Origin of the sequence: Dyella marensis, from assembly GCF_900112865.1 — a bacterium.
Lineage (GTDB): Bacteria > Pseudomonadota > Gammaproteobacteria > Xanthomonadales > Rhodanobacteraceae > Dyella_D > Dyella_D marensis_A.
The window spans coordinates 147,218-171,557 of sequence record NZ_FONH01000006.1 but is presented as its reverse complement, the minus strand read 5'-3'; the positions used below and the strand labels follow the sequence as shown (position 1 = coordinate 171,557).

15 protein-coding genes and 2 pseudogenes are annotated in these 24,340 nt (G+C 68.0%); 10 read left to right on the top strand and 7 right to left on the bottom strand.

All coding sequences use genetic code 11. From position 1 onward, the window contains the following. Positions 1-107: 107 nt before the first annotated feature. The 4 genes and pseudogenes from BM172_RS22970 to BM172_RS11605 form a co-directional block, all read right to left on the bottom strand. Positions 108-1,346: pseudogene (locus BM172_RS22970) on the bottom strand (methyl-accepting chemotaxis protein); the annotation flags it as partial. A gap of 911 nt (positions 1,347-2,257) precedes the next feature. Then, complete coding sequence (locus BM172_RS11615) at positions 2,258-2,791, bottom strand: chemotaxis protein CheW (protein WP_026633540.1); 534 nt, start codon at positions 2,789-2,791, stop codon at positions 2,258-2,260. 10 nt (positions 2,792-2,801) lie between these two features. After that, positions 2,802-3,173 (bottom strand): response regulator, encoded by a 372-nt coding sequence (locus tag BM172_RS11610; protein ID WP_026633541.1) that lies wholly within the window; start codon positions 3,171-3,173, stop codon positions 2,802-2,804. A 34-nt stretch (positions 3,174-3,207) separates the two neighbouring features. Further along, positions 3,208-3,561, bottom strand: coding sequence for a response regulator (locus BM172_RS11605; protein WP_026633542.1), 354 nt, complete (start codon positions 3,559-3,561; stop codon positions 3,208-3,210). Between the two features lie 373 nt (positions 3,562-3,934). Between BM172_RS11605 and gshB the strand changes: the two genes are divergently transcribed. From gshB to BM172_RS11570, 7 genes and pseudogenes are all read left to right on the top strand, one after another. Next, the gene (gene gshB, locus BM172_RS11600; protein WP_026633543.1) at positions 3,935-4,912 is read left to right on the top strand and encodes a glutathione synthase; all 978 of its coding nucleotides are present in this window, start codon (positions 3,935-3,937) and stop codon (positions 4,910-4,912) included. Next, a complete protein-coding gene (locus tag BM172_RS11595; protein WP_026633544.1) occupies positions 4,909-5,769 on the top strand; it encodes an energy transducer TonB in 861 nt (286 codons plus the stop codon). The genes gshB and BM172_RS11595 overlap by 4 nt, the downstream gene beginning before the upstream one ends. Positions 5,770-5,852: 83 nt before the next feature. Next, positions 5,853-6,422, top strand: coding sequence for a YqgE/AlgH family protein (locus BM172_RS11590; protein ID WP_026633545.1), 570 nt, complete (start codon positions 5,853-5,855; stop codon positions 6,420-6,422). Next, positions 6,419-6,871, top strand: coding sequence for a Holliday junction resolvase RuvX (gene ruvX / locus BM172_RS11585; protein WP_026633546.1), 453 nt, complete (start codon positions 6,419-6,421; stop codon positions 6,869-6,871). The genes BM172_RS11590 and ruvX overlap by 4 nt, the downstream gene beginning before the upstream one ends. 10 nt (positions 6,872-6,881) lie before the next feature. After that, positions 6,882-7,811 (top strand): aspartate carbamoyltransferase catalytic subunit, encoded by a 930-nt coding sequence (locus BM172_RS11580; RefSeq protein WP_026633547.1) that lies wholly within the window; start codon positions 6,882-6,884, stop codon positions 7,809-7,811. A gap of 319 nt (positions 7,812-8,130) precedes the next feature. After that, the gene (locus BM172_RS11575; protein ID WP_026633548.1) at positions 8,131-9,906 is read left to right on the top strand and encodes a hypothetical protein; all 1,776 of its coding nucleotides are present in this window, start codon (positions 8,131-8,133) and stop codon (positions 9,904-9,906) included. A gap of 377 nt (positions 9,907-10,283) precedes the next feature. Next, positions 10,284-15,932, top strand: a pseudogene (locus tag BM172_RS11570) (autotransporter-associated beta strand repeat-containing protein); the annotation flags it as partial. Between the two features lie 364 nt (positions 15,933-16,296). On the opposite strand, the gene BM172_RS11565 reads toward BM172_RS11570, so the two are convergent. Next, on the bottom strand, positions 16,297-19,359 hold the full coding sequence (locus BM172_RS11565; RefSeq protein ID WP_026633549.1) for a TonB-dependent receptor: 3,063 nt from the start codon (positions 19,357-19,359) through the stop codon (positions 16,297-16,299). 520 nt (positions 19,360-19,879) lie between these two features. Here BM172_RS11565 and BM172_RS11560 point away from each other — a divergent pair. After that, positions 19,880-20,248, top strand: coding sequence for a BON domain-containing protein (locus BM172_RS11560; RefSeq protein ID WP_026633550.1), 369 nt, complete (start codon positions 19,880-19,882; stop codon positions 20,246-20,248). 83 nt (positions 20,249-20,331) lie between these two features. Here BM172_RS11560 and BM172_RS11555 read toward each other — a convergent pair whose 3' ends face one another. Both BM172_RS11555 and BM172_RS11550 read right to left on the bottom strand, forming a co-directional pair. Further along, entirely contained in the window at positions 20,332-21,498 is a 1,167-nt protein-coding gene (locus BM172_RS11555) for a PilT/PilU family type 4a pilus ATPase (protein WP_026633551.1), read from the bottom strand. A 31-nt stretch (positions 21,499-21,529) separates the two neighbouring features. Then, positions 21,530-22,567 (bottom strand): type IV pilus twitching motility protein PilT, encoded by a 1,038-nt coding sequence (locus tag BM172_RS11550; protein ID WP_026633552.1) that lies wholly within the window; start codon positions 22,565-22,567, stop codon positions 21,530-21,532. Between the two features lie 352 nt (positions 22,568-22,919). Between BM172_RS11550 and proC the strand changes: the two genes are divergently transcribed. Then, positions 22,920-23,744, top strand: coding sequence for a pyrroline-5-carboxylate reductase (gene proC, locus BM172_RS11545; RefSeq protein WP_026633553.1), 825 nt, complete (start codon positions 22,920-22,922; stop codon positions 23,742-23,744). Further along, on the top strand, positions 23,741-24,316 hold the full coding sequence (locus tag BM172_RS11540; RefSeq protein WP_026633554.1) for a YggT family protein: 576 nt from the start codon (positions 23,741-23,743) through the stop codon (positions 24,314-24,316). The genes proC and BM172_RS11540 overlap by 4 nt, the downstream gene beginning before the upstream one ends. Positions 24,317-24,340 lie beyond the last annotated feature (24 nt).

The following is a 24,340-nucleotide window of genomic DNA, read 5'->3' as shown; positions in this document are numbered from 1 at the left end:
TCAGCGGCCACGCAACGCGTGTCACGCAACCGTCGAGGTTGCCCCCCTGTCCTCGGACGCGCCCGCTTTGGATGCTGCGGTCGCGCCCGTACCTGTTGCTTTTCTAATCAGCCCGGCAGCTTGAAGTGCGCCACCGAACGCCGCAGATCGCTGGCCAGCTGGGCCAGGTAGCCGATCGACTCGGCCGTCTGGCTCGCGCCCTGCGAGGTCTGCGAAGTGATTTCCTGGATCGCGTTCATCGACTGCGAGATGTCCGTCGCGGCGATGGACTGCTCGCGCGCCGCGGCCGAGATGTTCTGAATCAGCGCGGACAGGTCGTGCGACACGCGTTCGATGTCGCCCAGCGCGCTGCCCGCGTCCTCGGCCTTGCGGGCGCCGGCCACCACTTCGGCGGTGGTCTGCTCCATGGAGTTGACCGCCTCGTTGGTGTCGGACTGAATCGCCTGCACCAGCGTTTCGATTCGCTTGGTCGCGCTGGCGGAGCGTTCCGCCAGGCGCTGCACTTCGTCCGCCACCACCGCGAAGCCGCGGCCCGCCTCGCCCGCCGAGGCCGCCTGGATGGCGGCGTTCAGCGCGAGGATGTTGGTCTGCTCGGCGATGTCGTTGATCAGTTCCACGATCGAGCCGATTTCCTGGGAAGACTCGCCCAGGCGCTTGATGCGCTTGGAGGTTTCCTGGATCTGGTCGCGGATCGAGTCCATCCCCGAGATGGTTTCGCGCACCACTTCGGCGCCGCGCGAGGCGATCCGCACCGAGCGTTCGGCCACGTCGGCCGATTCGGCGGAATCCTTCGACACGTTGTCCATCAGGCTGGCGATCTGGTTGATCGCCGAGGTGGCGGTGCTGATCCGCGCCGCCTGGCTCTGCGCCGCGTCGGCCAGATGGCGCGCGGTGGTCTGGGTTTCCTGCGCCGAGGACGAGACCTGCTCGGAGGTCTCGTTAATCGTCGTCACCAGGGTGCGCAGCTCGTCGATGGCGTAGTTCACCGAGTCGGCGATGGCGCCGGTGATGTCCTCGGTCACGGTGGTCTTCACCGTCAGGTCGCCTTCGGCCAGCGAGCCCATTTCGTCCAGCAGGCGCATGATCGCCTCCTGGTTACGCTGGTTCAGCTCGGCCGATTCCTGGAAGCGGCGGCGCTGGTCGCGGATCAGGGTAAACACCAGCAGCACGGCGAAGGCGGCGGCGCCGCCGGCGCCCAGCACGCCCCACCACACGTTCGGGAACAGGCGGCGCAGCGGCAGCTTGCCGATCTGCTCGGACAGTTCGTTCGCGCGCAGCAGCACGTTCTGCGAATCCAGCGAGGCCTGGTTGCCGGCGCGCTTCACCTCGGAGAGGTTGCCGGCCGCGCCGACCAGCTTGGAGACCGGGTCCTGCAGGCTGTCCCACTTGGTCTGCATGTCGCCGAGGATCTTGCGGGCGTTGGAGTCGTTCATCGACCGCACGCCGACCTCGGTGTTGCCTTCCTGCAGGCCCTTGAGCACGCCGCCGTAGAGCTGGCCGTCGCGGGCCAGGCCGTCGGCCGCGGGCTGCGAGGCGTCGCCGCCCTGCAGGATTTCCTGCACGCGGCGGATCATGCGGTCGGCCAGCAGCATCTGGCGCGCCGAGGTGTAGGTCTGCTCCGCGCTGCCGCCGCGCTGCTGCAGGATGTTCACCACCTGCTCCATGCTGGAGTTCAGCACGGGAAGTTCGCGCGACAGGGTGCCGGCACGCTGCGCCGAATCCAGCACCAGCGCCTTGTTGGACAGGATCTTGCCGATGTCGGCATCCAGCTGCTTCCAGGCGTTGCTCAGCGCGGCCACGCCGCGGCCGGCCGGGGAGGCGCTGTTGTCGGCATAGGCCTGCATGCCGCTCTTGGTGTCGCCGGAATTCAGGCGCTGGACCGCGGAATCGATCGCATTGCGGTTGGTTTCCAGCTCCTTGAAGGAGTCGACGTTGCCGTCCGACGCCTCCAGCGCGTACTTGGCGGTCTGCTGCGACAACACCTGGATCTGCGTGGTCAGGCCGATGGCCTGGCGATCCTCGCCGTTCTTCGCGTTAAGCATGAAGAAGTCCAGCGCCGCGAAGCCGATCGCGACCACCAGCAAGACGATGAGGCCGGTATAGCCCCGCTCCTTGCCGACGCCCCCTGTAGTGCTCATGTGCGTTACCTCACCCGTCTACGCCACGCCGTCGTTGCGGCATCGGCTGGGATTTCAAAGCCTGTCAATCCGGCCGCGATCCGGCACCGGTCCTACTTATAGATTTGCCGGTTCCCGCTTCAGGCCGCGGCCTGGCGGAAGTCCGGGGCACGCACCAGGCGTCCCATGCTGAATACCGCCAGCCGGGGCTCTCCCACCCTTTCCTCGACGAAACGCGACAGGCGCGGATCGTCTTCCTGCTCGGCCGCCCGGCGCGCCTCGGTATCCACCGTGCGCTGGCCGAACACCTCATCCACCAGCAGCGCCACGCTGCCGGCGCCCTGGCGCACCACCAGCAGGCGGCTGCGCTCGGTGTGCAGCGTGCGCTCGCCGAACAGGAAGCGGCTCAGGTCCACCACCGGCACCAGGTTGCCGCGCACGTTGGCCACGCCCAGCAACCAGGCCTGGGTGCCCGGCACGGGCGTGAGCAGGGGCACGGCGAGCAGTTCGCTGATCTCGTCGATGCCGCTGACGAACAGGCGTGAACCCACGCGGTAGCCGATGCCGCGCCACAATCCCGGCGCCTCCAGCTTCTCGGGCGTATCCGAAGCATGGGTCAGCGACAGGCGCTCGTAGCGCGCGAGAATCTCGAACGGGGACAAGGTCTGGCTCATCGAGTAGACCTCAGGCCGCGTTGGGCAGCAGATCGTTGATGCACGCCAGCAGCTCCTTCTCGTTCACCGGCTTGGTGATGAAGGCGCGGGCGCCCTGGCGCAAACCCCAGACGCGGTCGGTCTCCATGGACTTGGTCGTGATCATCACGATCGGCACGTCCTTGGTCACCGGGTCGCGCGTCAGCGTGCGCGTGGCCTGGAAACCGTTCATGCCGGGCATGATCACGTCCATGATGACCAGGGCGGGCAGCTCGGCGCGCACGCGCTCGATGCCCTCCTCGGCGTTGTTGACCGAACCGACCGTATGCCCGGCGCGCTCAAGCAGCGTGGTGAACACGCGCACGTCGGTCGGCGAGTCGTCGATGATGAGAATATTGGCCACAGGTCCCCCTCAGCCCCTGTAGTCGATGGTGGTCTTACACCGTGACATGGCGATGGATGGCTCCAAGCAGTTCGTCGCGCGTGAACGGCTTGGTCAGATACTGCTCGGCGCCCACGATGCGGCCACGTGCCTTGTCGAACAGGCCGTCCTTCGAGCTGAGCATGATCACCGGCGTCGACCGGAACTGCGGATTGTTCTTGATGAGCGCGCAGGTTTGGTAACCGTCGAGGCGCGGCATCATGATGTCGACGAAAATGATGGCGGGCTTCTGGTCAGAGATCTTGGCGAGCGCCTCGAATCCGTCGACCGCCGTGAGCACGTCGCAACCTTCCTTCTTGAGCAAGGTCTCCGCCGTGCGACGGATGGTTTTGGAATCGTCGATCACCATGACCTTCAGACCGGCCAGGCCATTTCCACTTATGTTCAAGTTCACACACCCCCCTGTGACCCGCCCCAGGCTCAGGTAAGACACGAAGCCGACAGCCCTGGGCCGCCAGCTCCATGTGGACGAAAAGAATCCCGCAAGATTGCCCACCGATTCATCCGCTCGTGGGCGGACGATTGTCCGTGCTGTTTACCGCCTGCCCGTCGTGGCGTCAAGCCAAATTCCTCGCTGTTGCGCTGTGCGGCACGCCTTCACATACCTTGCCGCCCGTCGTGCGCGTCGGCGAACATGCGCGGCATCCCACCTCGTCGACCGACGCCCGCCGATCCGGCAAGAGCGCGCCAGCCTACGGGGCACCCACTACCGGAGAATGACGATGGCCCTCTCGGTCGCCGTGCTGATGGACCCCATCGGCGCCATCAAGATCGCCAAGGACACCACTTTCGCCATGCTGCTGGAAGCCCAGCGGCGCGGCCATGCGCTGCTGTACATGGAGCACGGCGACCTGGCCGTGCGCGACGGCCGCGCCTGGGCCCGCCTGCGGCCGCTGAGCGTGAAGGACGACCCCGCCGGCTGGTTCAGCCTGGGCGAGGCGCGCTGGCAGGAGCTGGCCGAGGTCGACGTGGTGCTGCTGCGCAAGGACCCGCCGGTCGATTCCCAGTTCATCTACGACACCATGGTGCTGTCGCTGGCCCAGCGGGCCGGCGTGACCGTGGTCAACGACCCGCAGGCCCTGCGCGACTGCAACGAGAAGATGTACGCGCTGGACTTCGGCCAGTGCATGGCCCCCACCCTGCTGTCCCGCGACAAGGCCGACCTGCGCCGCTTCGTGGCCGAGCACGGCGAGGTGGTGCTCAAGCCCCTGGACGGCATGGGCGGGCGCGGCATCTTCCGCGTGCGGGCCGGCGACAGCAACCTCAATTCGATGCTGGAAACCCTGCTCAGCGGCGGCCTGCTCAGCGGCCAGGCGCAGTTCGTGATGGCGCAGAAGTTCATCCCGCAGATCAGCGCCGGCGACAAGCGCATCCTGGTGGTGGACGGCGAGGCGGTGCCCTATGCGCTGGCGCGCATTCCCCAGGGCGACGAATTCCGCGGCAACCTGGCCGCCGGCGGCCGCGGCGAGGGCGTGCCGCTGACCGAGCGCGATCGCTGGATCGTGGCCCAGGTGGCGCCCGAGCTGCGCCGGCGCGGGCTGTGGTTCGTGGGGCTCGACGTGATCGGCGACTACCTCACTGAGATCAACGTCACATCGCCGACCTGCGCGCGCGAACTGGACAAGCAGTTCGGGCTTAATATCTGCGGCCAGCTGTTCGACGTCATCGAGCACCACATCCACGGAAAGCGTTCCGCGTGAGTCAACCCGCACCCCGGGGCGCCGACCTGATCGGCGCCACCCTGCTGTTCTCGCTCTTGCTGCACGGCGTGCTGCTGCTGGGCATCACCTTCGGCTACGTGAAGCCCAAGCCCAGCCTGCCCACGCTGGACGTGACCCTGGTCGACGTGGCCAACCGCGAGAAGCCCGAGCAGGCCGACTTCCTGGCCCAGGCCAGCAACCGCGGCGGCGGCGAGCAGGACAAGGCCGCCCGCCCGTCCCAGCCGTTCTCCGGCCCGCTGCCCAAGCCCGATCCGGGCATGGCCGAGCACGCCCAGGAAGCCACCGCGGCGCGCCCGCAGGACGCCACCCCGGACCGCCTGCTGACCACCATCGGCAACAGCCGCTTCAGCGTCAGCTCCGACAGCGCGCAGCCGCAGCGCAGCGACAGCACCCTGCCCGCCGCCGATGCCGACCGCGTGCGCCTGGAAGCCGCTCAGCTGGCGGCCGAGAAGCGGCGCATCCAGGAGGCCTACGCCAAGCGCCCCAAGAAGAAATTCATCTCCTCCAACACCAGCGAGTACGCCTACGCCGGCTACATGCGCAACTGGGTGGACCGGATCGAGCGCGTCGGCAACCTCAACTACCCCGACGCCGCCCGCCGCCAGAAGCTGCACGGCGACGTGCTGCTCACCGTCACCCTGGACCGCGACGGCAAGGTGATCGGCATCGAGATCATCGGCAGCTCCGGCCACGAGCTGCTGGACAAGGCCGCCGAGCGCATCGTGCGCCTGGCCGCGCCGTTCCCGCCGCTGCCGCAGACCGGCGAGCGGGTCGACGAACTGCACATCACCCGCACCTGGCAGTTCCAGGAAAACAACGTGCTGCATACGCGCTGAGGGCAGCCCGGACGGCCACGGCCGCAGGTTCCGCCAACCTCGTCCTAACCCCAGCTGCACCCCCTGCGCTTACAATGCGGGCCATGAGCGCTTCCCGCCCCTCCTCCCTCGCCGGTCATTTCCTGATCGCCATGCCCAGCCTGGCCGAGCCGCCGTTTTCGCGCGGTGTGGCCTTCCTCTGCCAGCACGACGAAGACGGCGCGGTGGGCCTGCTGGTCAACCAGCTTTCCGAATACCGCCTGGGCGACGTGCTCAGGCAGATGAAGCTGGAATGCGACGATCCGGAGGTCGCTGACCTGCCCGTGCTGATCGGTGGCCCGGTGCAGCAGGAGCGCGGCTTCGTGCTGCACCGCGAGGAAGGCCACTGGGAATCCAGCTATCGCATCAACGACCACTGGTCGGTGACCACCTCGCGCGACATCCTGATCGCCATGGCCGCCGGCACCGGTCCGCGCCAGGCCATGATGGCGCTGGGCTACGCCGGCTGGAGCGCCGGCCAGCTGGAGCAGGAACTGAAGGACAACAGCTGGCTCACCGTGGAAGCGAGCGAGCGCGTCGTGTTCGACACCCCGCTGGAGGAGCGCTGGAGCGCCGCCGCCGGCCTGGTCGGGGTCAACCCGCTGCAGTTGCCGGGCTACGTAGGTCACGCATGAGCTGTGTGTTCGGTTTCGACTACGGCAGCCGGCTGCTCGGCGTCGCGGTCGGCAACCGCTTCACCGGCCTGGCCCGCGCGCTGGCGGTGGTGCCGATGCGCGACGGCGAGCCGGACTGGACCAGGCTGGACGCCCTGCGCCGCGAATGGCAGCCCGACACCCTGGTGATCGGCCTGCCGCTCACCCTGGAGGGCGACGAACAGAAAGCCAGCCGCGGCGCCCGCCGCCTGGCCGAGCGCCTGCAGCAGCGCTATGACCTGCCGGTCGCGCTGATCGACGAACGCCACAGCTCGCAGGAAGCGGCCCGCCGTTTCGCCGGTGCGCGTGCGGCAGGCCTGAAGAAGCGCAGCGACGCCGCCACCATCGACGCCGAAGCCGCCGCCGTGATCCTGGAACGCTGGCTGGCCCAGCCGGCCGGCACCCCGTCCACCCTCGCCGACCCGCCCTGACGACACGCCCATGACCCCACGCCTGCGCCACCTCACCACGCTCGAAAACATGCCGCGCGCCACCATCGAGCGCCTGCTCGACCGCGCCGTCGCCATGCGCGACGCCTGCGCCCACGGCACGCGCAAGCTCGACCTGCTGGCGGGGCGCACCATCCTCAACCTGTTCTTCGAGCCGTCGACGCGCACGCGCACCTCGTTCGAACTGGCCGCGCGCCGGCTCGGCGCCGACGTGATCAATTTCGACATCGGCTTCTCCTCCACCAGCAAGGGCGAGGAGCTGTACGACACGCTGCACACGCTCGAAGCGATGCACCTGGACGCGATCGTGGTGCGCCACAAGATCTCCGGCACGCCCGACGAGCTGGTGCGCCACGCCATGAGCGGCGTGTCGGTGATCAATGCCGGCGACGGCAACCGCGCCCACCCCACCCAGGGCCTGCTGGATGCGCTGACCATCCGCCAGCACCGGCCGAATTTCGAGCAGCTGGGCGTGGTGATCTGCGGCGACGTGAAGCACTCGCGCGTGGCGCGCTCGGACGTGCACGCGCTGGCCGCGCTGGGTGTGCGCGACATCCGCCTGTGCGCGCCGGCGGCGCTGATGCCCGGCGAGCACGAGCTGCCGCATTGCCAGCGCTTCACCGACTTCGACGAGGCGGTCACCGGCGCCGACGCGGTGATCATGCTGCGCCTGCAGAAGGAGCGCATGGCCGCCACCGACCTGCAGGACGAGGCCGACTACTTCAGGCACTACGGCCTGGACACGCGCCGCCTGGCGCTGGCGGCGCGCAGCGCGCTGGTGATGCACCCGGGCCCGCTCAACCGCGGCATCGAGATCAGCTCCGAGGTGGCCGACGGGGCGCAGTCGCGCATCCTCGAGCAGGTCGGCAACGGGGTGTTCGTGCGCATGGCGGTGCTGGCCGAGATGCTGGCCCGGCCGTAATAACCTCACCCGCCCACAGCGCGCGCCCCCCCCCCCGGCGACCCGAACCAACGCTGCGGTATCCCTCAATCTTGAAGGTGGAATCCTTCTCCCTCCGGGAGAAGGTGGCGGCAGCCGGATGAGGGTACGGGCGGAGCGGTGCACATCGCTTCCGCGCTCCGCCCGTACCCTCACCCCACCCCCTCTCCCGGAGGGAGAGGGCTATCGCGATCCCGGCCGCTTCGGCCACTCGGAAGCCTTATCTTTGCCCGCAAGTCCGGGGCGAAACGGGCATAATGCGCGGCGCAACACCTTCTTCTATCTATCTCAGGGAATCGACATGCGAGTGAGTAAGCGCTATTTGGCGCTGGCTGTCGCCGGCGTGCTGCTGGCGGCCTGCGGCCACAAGGACAAGGATGCCCCCCTGGCTTTCGTGCCGGCGGATACGCCGTACGTGGTCGCCAACCTGGACGTGCTGGATGACGACACGCGCAAGGCGCTGATCGCCCAGGCCGACGCCCAGCTGCCGAGCCAGTTGGCGCAGCTGAAGGCCGCCGCGGAGGACATGAAGGAGAAGGACGCCGATACGGCCAACCTGCTCAAGGCCTTCATCGCCGAACTCGACGGCAAGAGCATCGAGGCCTTCGCGCAGAACATCGGCCTGGACATGAAGGGCCATTCGGCCGTCTACGGCCTGGGCCTGGCGCCGGTGGTGCGCTTCGAGCTGGCCGACCCGAAGGCCTTCGACGCCTTCGTCGGCCGCCTGGAAACCGCCTACGGCAAGAAGCTCGATACCGCCACCGAAGGCGGTGTCACTTATCGCAAGCACGCCTCCGCCGAAGCCGGCACCCAGGTGATCCTGGCCGTGGTCGGCAAGCAGATGGTCGCCACCGTGCTGCCGGCCGACGCGCCGCAGCCGCTGCTGCGCCAGGCGCTTGGCCTGGACCGCCCGGCCAAGAGCCTGCAGGACGATGGCCGCCTGGAACAGCTGGCCAAGGACAAGGGCTACAAGCCGTGGGCCGTCGGCCACGTCGACCTGGTGCGCCTGCTGCCGCTGGCCGCCAGCGGCAAGGACCCGCTGTTCGCCGCCATGTACAAGGCGCACCAGCACGCCGAGGCAGCCAAGACCGGCGAGCCGGTGACGACCCAGCCGGGCGTCTCCCCGGCCTGCGAAGCCGATGCCACGCGCATCGCCGGCCGCGTGCCGTCGATGAGCTTCGGCTACACCAAGCTCGATCCCAAGCACCAGGACCTGCGCTGGGACGTGGCCCTGGCCGACGACGTGGCCAAGGCCTTCGCCGGCGTCAAGGTCGAGCTGCCGGGCCTGGGCGTCGACGGCGACGCGCCGATGGACATGACCCTGGCCTTGCCGGTGGCGCAGTTGCGCACGTTCTGGGCCGCGCAGGCCGAGGCGGTGGCCGCCAAGCCGTTCGGCTGCCCCACGCTGACCAATCTCAACGAAGGCTTCGCCAAGCTGGGCCAGGTGGCGCAGCAGGCGGCGATGCCGCCGTTCGGCGACCTGCTGGGCCTGCGCGTGTCGCTGGACAGCTTCGACCCGAGCAGCACCACGCCGAAGTTCACCGGCCGCGTGCTGGTCGGCAGCACCAACCCGGCCGGCCTGGCCGCGATGGGCAGCATGGCTTCGCCGGCGCTGGCCCAGATCAAGCTCACGCCTGACGGCAAGCCGGTGGCGCTGCCGGCGGAAATGACCGCCGCGCTGGGCCAGCCGGTGTGGCTGGCGATGGGCGAGAAGGCGCTGGCCATCGCCGTCGGCCAGGGCGAGGACGCCAAGCTGGGCGACATGCTCAAGGCTCCCACCGGCGACGCCGGCCGCATGGGCCGCGTGCACCTCAGCGGCGATATGTACGTGTCGTGGATCAAGGCCATGGAGGAGAAGTCCGACCATCTCAAGCAGCTGACCGAATCCATGGGCAGCGACGAGAACGGCGAGGACGCCGACAAGGACCAGGCCACCAAGGCCCAGGCCGCGGCCGAGCGCGCCAAGTCGCAGTTCGAGACCATGCGCCAGCAGGCCGAGCGGATCAAGGCGATCAGCGGCGAAGTGCACGTCGAGAACGGCGGCATGGTGATGACCACGCAGACCGAGCTGAAGTAATTCCTCGCCATCGGCGGGAACGAAACGGGGCGCCGCTGGCGCCCCGTTTCGTTTCTCGAATCCTTCATGCGCCGCCGCCGAAAAATTCATTACTATCCGCCACGGCCCGCCAGGGTCGCCGCTGTCCTTGCCGCATCGCTGTCGCGCAGTTCGTGTCCCGATCCATTGCACAGGAGGTGTCATATGGTCATCGCCCCGTGGAACGACGCTCCGCCCCGCCGCATCTCGCCGCACCAGGCAGCACCGGCTGACCTCAGCCCCCCTTTGACGCGCTAACGCGCGACCTGCACGTCCGGAGCTCATAGGAGAGCCCCGTCAACACGCAGTACAGCCGCCCGGCACCGGCTAACTTCAGGGGTTAAAACATGAATCGCATTTACCGGCTCGTCTGGAACCGCGCGCTGCGCGTGCTTCAAGTTGCGTCCGAACTGGCGGATGCACGCGGCGCGGGAACTCCGCCGGGAGGAGCGCGCCGGCTGCCGGCCCGCCGCCTGCTCGCGCTGTGCTGCCTGGCCGCCTGCGCTGCCCTGCCGCTGCAATCGGCCATGGCCGCCTGCAGTCCGATCAACCCGGCCAATGGCGCCACGGTGACCTGCTCCGGCGCCGCCAATCCGCTGGCGCCCTCGTATGCGAGCGCCGCCAACAACCTCACCGTCAATGTCGTCGCCGGCGGCTCCACCGGCGTGCTGCTGGGCCTGGGCGGCACGGCGATGTCGCTCACCGGCAACGGCACCACGCTCAACAATGCCGGCACCATCGACCCGTCCCTGCTCGGCCTGCTCAGCCTGCTGTCCTCCGGCACGGTGATCGGCAACCCCAATCTCGGCACCGCCATCCCGGGCAGCACGGTCACCGTCAACAACCAGGCCAGCGGCGTGATGAAGGGCACCACCGGCCTGCTCGGCCTGAATCTCGCCGACTTCACCGGCATGGCACTGTCCGTGCGCAACGGCAGCGGCGGCACCACCACGATCAACAATGCCGGCACCATCGGCTCGTCCGCCCTGCTCGGCGTCTCGCTGCTGGGATCCGATGCCCCGGTGATCGCGGCCTACGGCGGTGCGCAGGTCAACATCACCAATACCGGCACCATCACCGGCCGCACCGCCATGGAGGCTTCCGCCACCGGCAACACCTTCATCAACGCCGGCACCATCAGCGGCAGCGTGTCGATGGGCGCCAACAGCACCAATACCTTCACCGCGGTGTCCGGCTCCAACGTCAACAACGGCGGCAGCCTCGGGCTGAACCTGCTCGGCGTGCTCGGCGTCAACCTGAACTTCGCGCCCACCGGACAGATCGACGGCGGCGCGGGCGGCAACAACACGCTGGTGCTGCAGAACGTGGTGGCCGGCCCCGGCTCGGGCACCGGCGGCACGGTGACCAATGCCTCGTCCGCCACCTACATCAACTTCCAGCACCTGACCGTCAACAGCGGCACCTGGAACCTGCAGGGCGCGCTGGTCAGCACCGACGCCACGCTCAACGGCGGCCTGGCCAACTTCGACAACGGCGCCGCCTTCGGCAGCAATCCGATCACCGCCAACGGCGGCGCGATCGGCGCCAGCAGCAGCGGCCTGACCCTGGGCAATGCGATCACCGTCAATGCGGGCGGCCTCACCGCGTCGGGCGCCAACAACTTCACCTTGTCGGGCCTGCTGTCGGGCAGCGGCGCGCTGACCAAGAACGGCGCCGGCACGCTGACCCTGGGTGCCGCCAACACCTACAGCGGCGGTACCGTCATCGACGCCGGCACCATCGCGCTGGGCGCCAGCGGCTCGCTGGCATCGACCGGCATGGTCAACCTGACTGGCCCTGGCGCCACGTTGGACATCTCCGGCGCCGGCGCCAACCAGACCATCGGCGCGCTGGCCGGCGCCGCCGGCACCACGCTCGCGCTGGGTGCGCGCACGCTCACCCTGGGCGACAGCGTCAACACCACGTTCTCCGGCGGCATCAGCGGCACCGGCGGCATCGTCAAGCAAGGCAGCGGCACGCTGACCCTGGGCGGCGCCAGCACGTATACCGGCGGCACCACGATCAATGCCGGCACCCTGGCACTCGGCGCGGGCGGCAGTCTCGCGGCCGGCGGTGCGGTGACGCTCAACGCCGCCGGCACCTCGTTCGACATTTCGGCGGCCGGCGGCAACCCGACCATCGGCGCGCTGTCCGGCGTCGCCGGCAGCCAGGTGGCGCTGGGCACGCGGTCGCTCATCGTCGGCAATGCCAGCAGCACGACCTACGCGGGGACCATCGGCGGCACCGGCGGCCTCGTCAAGCAAGGCAGCGGCACGCTCACGCTCAGCGGCGCCAGCACGTATACCGGCGGCACCACCATCAATGCCGGCGCACTGGCGCTGGGCAGCGGCGGTTCGCTCGCCGCGAACGGCCTGGTCACGCTGGCCGCGGGCGGCACCTTCGATCTCTCGGCCGCCAGCGCGCAGAGCCTCGGCGGACTTGCCGGCGCCGGCGGCACGGTGAACATCGGCGCGAACGCGCTGACCCTCGCACCGAACGGCGTCGGCTCCAGCTTCGGCGGCGTCATCAGCGGCAGCGGCGGCGTGACCATCAACGGCACGGCCACGCAGACATTCACCGGCGCCAATACCTATACCGGCGCCACCAGCATCCAGGCCGGCACGCTGGCGCTGGGCGCCGGCGGCAGCCTCGCCGCGAGCAGTGCGCTGACACTGGGCAACAGCGGCATCCTCGACATCTCCGCGGGCGGCAACCAGACCATCGGCGCACTCGCCGGCACCGGCGGCACCGTCAACCTGGGCGCCAACGTGCTCAGCGTGAGCGGCAGCGGCGGCGGCAGCTTCGACGGCGTCATCCAGGGCACCGGCGGCGTGACCAATACCGCCAGCGCACTCGTGCTCAACGGCGTAAACACCTACACCGGCCTGACCACGGTGCAGGCGGGCAGTCTTACCGTGGGCGATGCGACGCATGCCGCGGCCAGCATCGGCGGCAACGTCACCGTCGCCAGCGGCGCCGCGCTGGGCGGTTTCGGCACCGTCGGCGGCAGCGTCTCGGTGTTGAACGGCGGCCATCTCGCGCCGGGCAATCCCACCGGCACGCTCACCGTCAACGGCGATGTCACCCTGGCGCAGGGCAGCGTGCTGGACTTCTCGTTCGGCGCACCGGGACCGAACTTCAGCACGCCCGGCACCGGCCACAACGTGGCGGTCAACGGCAACCTGACCATCAACGGCGCCACGATCAATCCGATCGATGCCGGCGGCTTCGGTCCCGGCCTGTACAACCTGTTCACCTACGGCGGCGCGCTCTCCGAAACCAATGGCGGCATCGCGCCGCCGGCCGGCTTCACCATCCAGAACCTCACCGCCAGCAAGCAGATCAACCTGATCAACACCAACAGCCTGGCGCTGAATTTCTGGAACGCGAACGGCCTGGCCAACAGCACGCGCATGGGCGGCGGCAGCGGCACCTGGTCGGCAGCGCAGGCGAACTGGACGGATGCAACGGGCTCGGTGACCTCCACTCGCCAACCCGCCGATGCGTTCGCCATCTTCGGCGGCGATGCAGGCACGGTGACCGTCGACGGCAACGGCGGCGCGCAGCCGGTCACCGCGCTCGGCATGCAGTTCGCCAATGACGGTTTCCACCTGGTCGGCGACGCGCTCGGCCTGGTCGCGCCTTCGCCAGGCGCGCTCAGCGAGATCCGCGTCGGCGACGGCAGCGCGGCCAGCGCGGGCTGGGTCGCCACGGTCGACAACACGCTCACCGGCCTGGGCTTCAACAAGACCGGTGCGGGCACGCTGATCCTCGGCGGCGCCAACACCTATACGCAGGGCACCATGCTCAGCGCCGGCACCTTGTCGGTCAGCGCCGATACGAACCTGGGTGCGGCCAGCGCCGGCCTGGATTTCGAAGGCGGCATCCTGCAGGTGACGGGCACCAGCTTCCAGTCCACGCCGCGCGCGATCACCTTCGGCGCCACCGGCGGCGGCTTCGATATCGCCGACGCCGCCAACGTGTTCACCGTCAGCCAGCCCCTGAGCGGCACCGGCAGCCTGACCAAGCTCGGCGCGGGCACGCTGGTTCTTTCCGGCGCCAACAGCTACAGCGGCGGCACCACCATCAGCGCGGGCACGCTGCAAGGCGATGCCAGCAGCCTGCAGGGCAATATCACCGACAATGCCTTGCTGGTCTTCAACCAGGGCACCGATGGCAGCTTCGCCGGCGTGGTCAGCGGTACCGGCGCGTTGACCAAGCTCGGCGCCGGCACGCTCACGCTGAGCGGCGCGAACAGCTACAGCGGCGGCACCACGATCAGCGCGGGCACGTTGCAAGGCGATGCGAGCAGCCTGCAGGGCTCTATCGTCGACAACGCCGCGCTGGTCATCAACCAGGGCAGCGATGCCACGTTCAATGGCTCGATCTCCGGCAGCGGCACGCTGCTGAAGTCGGGCGCCGGCACGCTCACCCTCGACACCGCCAATCCGCTGACCGGCGCGACGACGGTCGCGGCGGGCACGCTGATCGTCGGGGACAACAGCCATCCGGGCGCCACGCTCGGCGGCGCGGTGACGGTCAACGGCGGCGCCACGCTGGGTGGCATCGGCACCATCGGCGCACTGGACCTGTCCGGCACCGTCGTACCCGGCAACACCACCGGCACGCTGACGGTGACCGGCAATGCGGTGTTCCACAACGGCTCCAGCTACCAGGTCGGCGCGACGCCGCAAGGCCAGAGCAGCCGCATCGTCGTCGGCGGCACGGCGTCGATCCTCGGCGGCAGCGTGCTGGTGCTGGGACAGCCGGGCAACTACGCGCCACGCACCGACTACACCATCCTCACCGCGGCGCAGGGCCTGAGCGGACAATTCGGCGCGGTCAGCGCCAACCTGACCTTCCTCACGCCGGTGCTCAGCTACACCGCCAACGCGGTGAACCTGTCGCTGCAGCGCAACGACGTCAGCTTCGAGAGCGTGGCGAACACCAGCAACCAGAAGAACACCGCCGGCGCGCTCGAGCACCTGGATCCGAACTCGCCGCTCTACGACGCCCTGCTCACCCTCGACCCCGCCACCGCGCGGCATGCCTTCGACCAGCTCTCCGGCGAGATGCACGGCAGCATCGGCACCGCGCTGTTCGACGACAGCCACTACGTGCGCGACGCCATCAACAACCATCTGCTCGGCGCCAGCTACGGCGGGCAGAATGCCGAAGGCGCCACCGGCAGCGGCAACATCGTGTGGAGTTCGCTGTGGGGCCACTGGGGCGACCACGACAGCGACGGCAACGCGCACGACATGAACGCCAACGGCAGCGGCGTGCTGGTCGGCGCGGATACGGCGATCGACGACCTGCGCGTCGGCGGCCTGGTCGGCCACGGCCAGAACAGCCTCAACGTGCGCGAACTCGGTTCCACCGCACATGCCAAGGCCAACTATGCCGGCCTGTACGCCAGCTGGAATCTCGGCAACATCCGCCTGCGCGGCGGCGCGGCGTATGCGTGGCAGAAAATCGACACCACCCGCCGCATCGCCTTCGGCACCTACTCCGGCGTGGCCCAGGCCAATTACGACGCCAACACCGCGCAGGCCTATATCGACGGCAGCTACGTGTTCCAGCTCGACCGCGCCACCGTCGAGCCCTACCTCAACCTCAGCCAGGTGCACGTGCGCACCGATGCCTTCACCGAGCACGGCAGCGACGCCGCGCTCGCCGTCGACGGCAGCTCGTCCAACCTCACCGTGGCCACCGCCGGCGTGCGCGGTTCGCTGCAGTTGGGTCCGGGCGGACTGCATGCCTACGCCGGCGTCGGCTATCAGCATGCCTCCGGCGATCGCGTGCCGGAACGCCGGCAGCGCTTCGCCGCGGGCGCGGACGACTTCACCGTGTACGGCCTGCCGGTGGCGGACAACGCCGGCGTGCTCGACCTCGGCCTGCGCTTCCCGGTCGGCCATGCAGTGACGATCGATCTTGGTTATCACGGGCAGTTCGCCAGTGATGCGCACGATCAGTCGGCACGGTTGACGGTGAACGTGGCGTTCTAGCCGCGGCGTTTGGGAGTGTCGCGACCTAAGCCCCTCTCCCTTCGGGAGAGGGGTTGGGGTGAGGGTACGGGCGGAGCGTAACGCTGCGCTCCGCCCGTACCCTCATCCGGCTGCCGCCACCTTCCTCGCTCCTCAGAGCCGCGCACATCCATGTGCGCTCTCCGCGTGCTCTCCCACGGGGACTACCTTCGGGTCGCCGGGGGAGAAGGGTTCCAACTTGAAGGTCGGGGAAGGTAGTCGCAGCGTTTGTGCGCCCCTTACCACTACGCAATAGAAAGAAAAAAACCACCGGCATGACGCCGGTGGTTTTCATGACTTTGCCGGGTCGAACCGGCGCCGCGAGGCGCCGGTCCGGCCTGCCCGCTTAGAAGTCGTAGCGGGCGGTCACGCGGAAGTAGCGCGGATCGGTGTAGTTCAGCTCACGACCGTACAGCGGGTTCACCGTGGTGCGGTTCAGCGCGTAGCGGTAGTTGTACATCGTCGCCGTCTGGCGATTCAGCGCGTTGATCACGTCCACCTGCAGGGTCAGCTTGTTGTCCAGCCAGCCCGGCGTGTAGGCCGCATTGAGGTTCAGCTGGTAGGTCCACGGCGTGGTGCCGTGCGAACCGCGCGGCGACACCGTGTAGCCGGTCTGGCCCGGCAGGCCGCAGAACCAGTACGTGGAGCTGTTGTACAGGCCGGCGTCGGCGGTCGGGTAGAAGCTGGTGCAGTTCTTCGGACGGCCCGAGGCGGCGATCAGGGTGGCGCCGAAACGCCACTCGGTGTTCAGCTGGTAATAGCCGAACGCCTTGACCTGGTGCGCGCGATGGTTAGGCAGCGTGCCGTTGGAGCCCACCATCAGCTGCGGCAGGTCCCAGTCCTGGGTGCGCGACACGTCGGTCTGGCCGCCCGCGCCGGTATCCAGGTCGGAGGCCAGCTGGCCTTCGGTGTTGCCGTAGTTGCGCGAGAAGGTGTACTCGACCTTGCCGTACCAGCTGTCGGCGAACGGATGCTCGACGAACAGATCCACCGCGTAGTACTTGCGCTTCAGATCCGGCAGGTTCAGGTCCTTCTGGCTCAGGTGCACTTCCTTCAGGCTGCCGTCCGCCTGCGGCACCATGAAGGTGTTGCCGCGGCCCGGGTTGAAGGTGAGGCACTTGTTGCCGAGCGACTGGATGCAGGTGTCGTCGATCGCGCTCATCAGCTTGCGGTAGGTCAGCTTCGCGCCCCAGTTGAACGTCGGGGTGAGCTGCTGCTCCATGCCCAGGATGTACTCGTCCTGGAAGTGCGCACGCAGGCCCTTGGCCGCGACGGTGCGCGGATCCGGCGCCTGGCCGCATTCCTTGTTGGACGACACGCCGCCGGTGCTGGCGCAGATGAACGGGCTGGCCGGGTTCACCGCGATCGGGTTCAGGCCCAGCGGCGCGCCGCTGACCGGATCCACGCCGGTGTAGGTGAAGTACTGGTTGCTGATCAGCGAACCGGACACGCTGCGCACGGCGGCGTTGTTCGGCACGGCCAGGTGGTAGCGGCCCGCGTTGGCGAACACCTTGAGGGTGGAGTCGCCGAACACGTCCCACGACGCGCCCAGGCGCGGCGCCAGCTGGTGGCGCTGCTTGATGTAGGCGTCGCCGTTCTTGTTGTAGTTGGTGAACTGCTCGTTGCGCAGGCCCACCGACAGCAGCCAGCGATCGTTGACCTGCCAGCGGTCTTCGATGAACTGCGCCGCCTGGTCGGTTTCCACGCCGGCGCGCTGGGTGTTGTACGCCTTGTAGACGTAGTAGCCCTGCGCGCCCAGGCCGCCCGCCGAAGCCGGCGAACCGGTCACGCCCAGGCCCGGGTCGATCGCGGTGGCCGGGTTGGTCTGCTTGCCGTACACCCAGGCGTAGCCGCCGGCGTATTCCTTGCCGGTGAACGACTTGGCGTTCTGCGCGTCGTAGCCGAAGCGGATGTCGTGGTCACCGAGGCGGTACTCGATGTCCAGGCGCCAGCCCTTGGTCTTGTCGTTGGCGCCGTCCAGCGGCAGGGTCGAGGTGGTCGCGGTCTGGCAGGTGTTGTAGATGATGCCCGGCGCCTGCGCGTTCGAACCGACCGAGATATACGGGCAGGCCGGATTGAAGCCGTAGTTGGTCTGGACGTGGTTGATCTTCTGCGTGCCGTACAGCGCCGACACGGTCAGGTCGTCGGTGATGTAGCCGGTGTACTTGGCAATGTAGAGGTCGCCACCGTCCTTGTTGTACACGCCGCCCGTCTGAGTACTGCCGTGGGTCTGCGTCTTGTAGTCGTAGGTGTAGCGGTCGGAAGTGAATTCGGTCTTGTCCGACACACCCGTGAATTCCAGGATGTGGTTGTCGGTGATGTTCCAGTCGATCTTCGCCGTCCAGCGCGGAATCTTGTTCTGGAATTCGTTGTAGCCGATTTTCGAAGCCGACGCCGCCGAATTGGAGAACGACATGACGCTGGCGCCTTCCTGGCGGTTCACTTCGGCGTCGATGTAGTAGAACAGGCGGTCCTTGATCAGCGCGCCGCTGATGTACGCGCCGACGGTGGACTTCCAGTACTGGTTGCGGTTGCGGTACTGGTACAGCGTGCCGTCGGTGGCGGCGTTGGTGGCCGCGCCGGTGTGCGGGAAGTAGTTGTTGCGCGGGCTGGCGCGCAGCGCTTCCGGTTCCCAGATGGTGTAGATGCCACCCTTGGTCTGGTTCGAACCGCGCTTGGTGACGATGTTGATCACACCGCCGGTGGAACGGCCGAACTCGGCGCCGTAGCCGCCGGTCAGCACCTGCTGCTGGTCGATCGCGTCGAACGGCAGCTTGGTGAAGCCGATCGAGGTCAGCGGGTTGGTCACGGCGTAGCCGTTGATGAAGTACGCGTTCTCCGACGAGGCGGCGCCGCCGAAGCTGGGCACGCCGTAGCTGGAGTTGGCAACCACGCTCGGCGCCAGCATGGCGGCGGCGGCGATGTCGCGGTCGATCGGCAGCTTGGCCAGCTGCTCGGAGGTCAGCACGGTGCGGGTGTCGACCGAGGACACGTCGATCGCCGGCAGGGCCGAGGCCACCACCGAGACGCCGTCGAGGTTCTTCGCGTCGGTCGCGGCCGCGGCGGACGCGCCGAAGGACACTTCCGTGCCGCCGGCGATGCTCAGCTCGACGTTGTCGCGGGTGCTGACGGCGGCGCCGTTGTTCTTCAGCGTGACGGTGTAGCGGCCGGTCGGCAGCGAGCTGAAACGGTAGCGGCCCTGCTCGTCGACGTTGGCCGAACGGGTCAGGCCGGTGTCGACGCTCTTGATCTCGACGGTGTTGCCCGACTGCGGGGCCACCTGGCCGAAGATCGAGCCGGTGATGTTGGACTGGGCCATGGCGGCAGTGCCGGCCAGCGCGAGGGCGACGGCCAGGGCCAGGGACGAACGTCCCTTAGGCCGCTTGGTGAAAGCAGCGAGGTAACTCACAGGTTGTACTCCCATCAACTTGTTAGCAACGCAAGATCCGCAGTGGGTGCGGACCGGGGATGTGGGTCTTGCGGGCCCGGGGAAGGGCCTTGCTCCGAGGAAGAAACGTGCCCCCGGATGGCTAACCAGATGCGGCTCGACGAGCCCCCCTCTCGTATCCATCCAGCCCAAAGAGCAGCGGGCTGTATAACGCAACATCGTGCGATTCACAACGAATTTGTAACGCGATTTTTTTCACCCGGTCACTAATTCCGCCACCGGTGCAGGGCGAAAAAACGCGTAACGTGCTGTAGAAAATGAAAAGATGCGCATGCTGCGACACGGCATGCAAGCTTCGCGAAAGCTTGCGATCTTTCCATCGGAAGCGCACGAAATCTTCGCTTAGGCCAGCGCGCCCTGAACGCCTGCACGCGCTTTCGAAGCCTTGTTCACACCCGACCTGTTGCTATCCGGAACGGACGGCCGACATGCGTTCCGGCTGTCTCCCCCCGGACAGCGTCCCATCCCCAGGAGAGTTGCCATGAAGACTTCGTCCCTGCTCCGCAAGACCCTGCCTGCCGCCGCCCTCGTCGCGCTGCTCGCCGCCGCGCCGCTGGCGCAGGTCGCCGCGCAGGACGCGGGCGCCATGCAGAAACCCACCAGCAACCAGACCGTGCCGGACAAGGCCGCCGACGGCTGGATCACCACCAAGGTGAAATCGGAGCTGGCCACCACCAAGGGCATCAAGAGCGGCGACCTGTCGGTCAACACCACCGACGGCGTCGTCACCATCACCGGCACCGCCGCCACCAGTGGCGAGAAGGCGAAGATCGAAGCGATCGCCAAGAAGGTCAAAGGCGTGAAGAGTGTGGACGCCGGCGGCGTCACCGTCAGCGACAACGCCAAGTGACCGTCGCGCCCTCAAGCGCGTAGAAACGAGAAAGGAGCCCGCGAGGGCTCCTTTCTTTTTGCATCGGCGATGAGCGTGCAGCGTCAGCGATACAGCATGCCGCCGCCGAACTGGTTGGTGTCGCGCGACTCTTCCAGCTCCACGCCTTCCAGCCCCTGCGACAGCGTATGCGCGTCGCCGCCCTGGGCCAGCTTGATGCGCAGGCGCACTTCGTTGGAGCTGTCGGCGTGGCGCAGCGCGTCCTCGTAGGAGATCTCGCCGGCGTGGTAGAGCTCGACCAGGCTCTGGTCGAAGGTCTTCATGCCGAGGTTGGTCGATTCCTTCATCACTTCCTTGAGCTTGTGGATCTCGCCCTGGCGGATGTAGTCCTGCACCAGCGGCGTGCCCAGCAGGATCTCCACCGCCACGCGGCGCGCCTTGCCGTCCGGGGTGGGAATCAGCTGCTGCGCGACCACGCCCTTGAGGTTCAGCGACAAGTCCATGAACAGCTGCGAGCGGCGGTCTTCCGGGAAGAAGTGCAGGATGCGGTCCATCGCCTGGTTGGCGTTGTTGGCGTGCAGGGTGCACAGGCACAGGTGGCCCGTCTCGGAGAAGTTGATGGCGTGTTCCATCGTCTCGCGCGTACGCACCTCGCCGATCATGATCACGTCCGGCGCCTGGCGCAGGGTGTTCTTCAGCGCGTTGTCCCAGCTGTCCGTGTCGATGCCCAGCTCGCGCTGGGTGATGATGCAGCCCTCGTGCTTGTGCACGTATTCGATCGGGTCCTCGATGGTGATGATGTGCCCGGTCGAGTTGGCGTTGCGGTAGCCGATCATCGAGGCCAGCGAGGTCGACTTACCGGTGCCGGTGCCGCCGACGAAGATGATGATGCCGCGCTTGGTCATCGCCAGCTGCTTGATCACCGCCGGCAGGCTCAGCTCCTCGATGGTGGGGATCTTCGACTCGATCCGGCGCAGCACCATGCCCACGCAGTTGCGCTGGTAGAAGCACGACACGCGGAAGCGGCCCACGCCCTGCGCCGAGATGGCGAACTGGCATTCGTGGGTCTTCTCGAACTCCTCGCGCTGCGAGGGCGTCATGACGTTGAGCACCATGTCGCGCGACTGCTGGGCCGACAGCGGGCTCTGCGTGATGGGCACGATGCGGCCCTGCACCTTCATCGACGGCGCGACGCCGGCCGTGATGAAAAGGTCCGAGGCCTTCTTGTGGACCATCAGCTTGAGGAACGAGGTGAAATCGAAATCGCTCATGGGCGGTCTCCTGCGGAGACGTAGGTGTGGATCACTTGAACACTTCCTTGTTCCTGGCGTACGCCGACGCCTGCTGGCGCGTCACCAGGCCGCGCTTGACCAGGTCCTGCAGGTTCTGGTCGAGGGTCTGCATGCCGTACTGCTGGCCGGTCTGGATGGCCGAATACATCTGCGCCACCTTGTCCTCGCGGATCAGGTTGCGGATGGCCGGAATGCCGACCATGATCTCGTGCGCCGCCAGGCGTCCGCCGCCGACCTTCTTCAGCAGCGACTGCGAAATCACCGCGCGCAGCGATTCGGACAGCATCGAGCGCACCATCGGCTTCTCGCCGGCGGGGAACACGTCGATGATGCGGTCGATGGTCTTGGCCGCCGAGCTGGTGTGCAGGGTGCCGAACACCAGGTGGCCGGTTTCCGCGGCGGTGAGCGCCAGGCGGATGGTTTCCAGGTCGCGCAGCTCGCCCACCAGGATGAAGTCCGGGTCTTCGCGCAGCGCTGAGCGCAGCGCCTCGTTGAAGCCGTGGGTGTCGCGATGCACCTCGCGCTGGTTGACCAGGCACTTCTGCGAGGTGTGCACGAATTCGATCGGGTCCTCGATGGTGAGGATGTGGCCGTATTCGTTCTTGTTGATATGGTCGACCATCGCCGCCAGCGTGGTGGACTTGCCCGAACCGGTCGGGCCGGTGACCAGGATCAGGCCCTGCGGCTGCTCGATCAGGTCGCGGAAGATGCGCGGCGCGCCCAGGTCCTCCAGGGTCAGCACTTCGGAGGGAATGGTACGGAACACGCTGCCGGAGCCGCGGTTCTGGTTGAACGCGTTGACGCGGAAGCGGGCCAGGCCGGGGATCTCGAAGGAGAAGTCGACCTCGAGGAATTCCTCGTAGTCGCGGCGCTGCTTGTCCGACATGATGTCGTAGATCAGCGCGTGCACCTGCTTGTGTTCCAGCGCCGGGATGTTGATGCGCCTGACGTCGCCGTCCACGCGGATCATCGGCGGCAGGCCGGCGGACAGGTGCAAGTCCGACGCCTTGTTCTTCACCGAGAAGGCCAGTAGTTCGGCGATATCCATGCATTCCCCTTTGGACGTTCAGCTTTGGGCGGTGCGGCGTGGGGAATGGTCGCGAAAGGCTTGCTCGGCCTCGCTGCTGCCACCCTTCTCAGGTCCCCCTCGCAGCGGCCCGATACTACTCGCGGCGCGGCGACAGGGGCCAGTCTTTCAGGTGGCCGATGTTTGAAAGTGATAACCGCGTAATGGGCCGTAGGTTGGGGTGAGCCAAAGGCGAACCCCAACGGACCCGGCAATCCGAGCGCCCGGATCGATGAATCGGCCGGTAGGCAACAGCATGGCGTCCGTTGGGGTTCGCTGCGCTCACCCCAACCTACGGTTAAGGTATGCCCCCACCGTCCCCCAAGGAGTCCGCATGACCCGCATCGCTTTCATCGGCGGAGGCAACATGGCGCGCAGCCTGATCGGCGGCCTGCTCAAGACCGGGATCGCGGCCTCGTCCGTCAGCGTGGCCGAGCCGCGCGCCGAGGCGCGCCAGGAGCTGGGCCGCGAGTTCGGCGTGGCCTGCTATGCCGAAGCCCGGCCGGCCGTCGCCGAAGCCGAGGTGGTGGTGCTGGCGGTGAAGCCGCAGGTGCTGCCGGCGCTGCGCAACGAGCTGCAGGACGTGCTGCGCCAGCGTCGCCCGATGCTGATCTCGATCGCCGCCGGCGTGCGCATCGACCAGCTCGAGCGCTGGCTCGGCGGCCAGCTGCCGATCGTGCGCTGCATGCCCAATACCCCCGCATTGATCGGCGCCGGCGCCACCGGCCTGTGCGCCAACGGCCGGGTCAGCCCGCCGCAGCGCGCGCTGGCGCAGCGCATCCTGGACGCCGCGGGGCTGACCCGCTGGATCGACGACGAGGCTCTGATGGACACGGTGACCGCGCTGTCCGGCTCCGGCCCGGCCTATTTCTTCGCCCTGGTCGAGGCGCTGGAAGACGCCGCCGTGGCGCAGGGCATGCCGCGCGAGACCGCTCGCGCGCTGGCCGCGCAGACCTGCCTGGGCGCCGGCCGCATGCTGGCCGAGAGCGGCGAGGCGCCGGCCGAGCTGCGCCGCCGGGTGACCTCGCCCAACGGCACCACCCAGGCCGCGCTGGAAAGCTTTGCCGCCGACGGCCTGCCGCGTATCGTCGCGCGCGCCGTCGCCGCCGCCACCCGCCGCGGCGAGGCCCTGGCCGCTGCCCTGGATGACGCCCCGTGAGCTATCTGCTGAATGCCCTGACCTTCCTGGTCGACCTCGTCTTCGGCGCGGTCGCCACGCTGTTCCTGCTGCGCCTGCTGGCCGAGGCGACGCGCGCGGACTTCAACAATCCGCTGAGCCAGTTCCTCTACCGCTATACCAATCCGGTGCTGGCGCCGCTGCGCCGCGTGCTGCCCAACTGGCGGCGCATCAACCTGTCCTGCGTGTTGCTGCTGTGGGTGCTGATGCTGCTGCAGCGGGTGGTGATCTTCGCGCTGTACGGCCAGCTGCCGGACCTGCTCGGCCTGCTGGTGCTGGCGCTGGCCGACCTGCTGGACTTCGTACTGCTGACCTACCTGGTGCTGATCTTCATCTGGTCGCTGCTGAGCCTGTTCCCGGTCGACCAGCGCCATCCCGCGCTGCGCCTGGTCGGCAGCCTGGTCGCGCCGGTGCTGCGTCCGCTGCGCGGCAAGCTGGTGGCCGGCGGGCTGGATTTCTCGCCGTGGATCGTGGTGATCGTGTTGGTGCTGGTGCGCATCCTGGTGGCCGCGCCGCTCACCGCGCTGGGCGTGCAGCTCGCCCTGGGCCACTGAGCAACACGCCGGCGTAGGTTGGGG

Excerpts from the sequence above, each read along its gene's own strand:
- gshB (WP_026633543.1), top strand. The coding sequence starts at position 3,935 with ATGGCCCTCTCGGTCGCCGTGCTGATGGACCCCATCGGCGCCATCAAG.
- BM172_RS11550 (WP_026633552.1), bottom strand. The coding sequence starts at position 22,567 with ATGGATATCGCCGAACTACTGGCCTTCTCGGTGAAGAACAAGGCGTCG.
- BM172_RS11580 (WP_026633547.1), top strand. The coding sequence starts at position 6,882 with ATGACCCCACGCCTGCGCCACCTCACCACGCTCGAAAACATGCCGCGC.
- proC (WP_026633553.1), top strand. The coding sequence starts at position 22,920 with ATGACCCGCATCGCTTTCATCGGCGGAGGCAACATGGCGCGCAGCCTG.
- BM172_RS11575 (WP_026633548.1), top strand. The coding sequence starts at position 8,131 with ATGCGAGTGAGTAAGCGCTATTTGGCGCTGGCTGTCGCCGGCGTGCTG.
- BM172_RS11560 (WP_026633550.1), top strand. The coding sequence starts at position 19,880 with ATGAAGACTTCGTCCCTGCTCCGCAAGACCCTGCCTGCCGCCGCCCTC.
- BM172_RS11555 (WP_026633551.1), bottom strand. The coding sequence starts at position 21,498 with ATGAGCGATTTCGATTTCACCTCGTTCCTCAAGCTGATGGTCCACAAG.
- ruvX (WP_026633546.1), top strand. The coding sequence starts at position 6,419 with ATGAGCTGTGTGTTCGGTTTCGACTACGGCAGCCGGCTGCTCGGCGTC.
- BM172_RS11590 (WP_026633545.1), top strand. The coding sequence starts at position 5,853 with ATGAGCGCTTCCCGCCCCTCCTCCCTCGCCGGTCATTTCCTGATCGCC.
- BM172_RS11605 (WP_026633542.1), bottom strand. The coding sequence starts at position 3,561 with ATGGTGATCGACGATTCCAAAACCATCCGTCGCACGGCGGAGACCTTG.
- BM172_RS11615 (WP_026633540.1), bottom strand. The coding sequence starts at position 2,791 with ATGAGCCAGACCTTGTCCCCGTTCGAGATTCTCGCGCGCTACGAGCGC.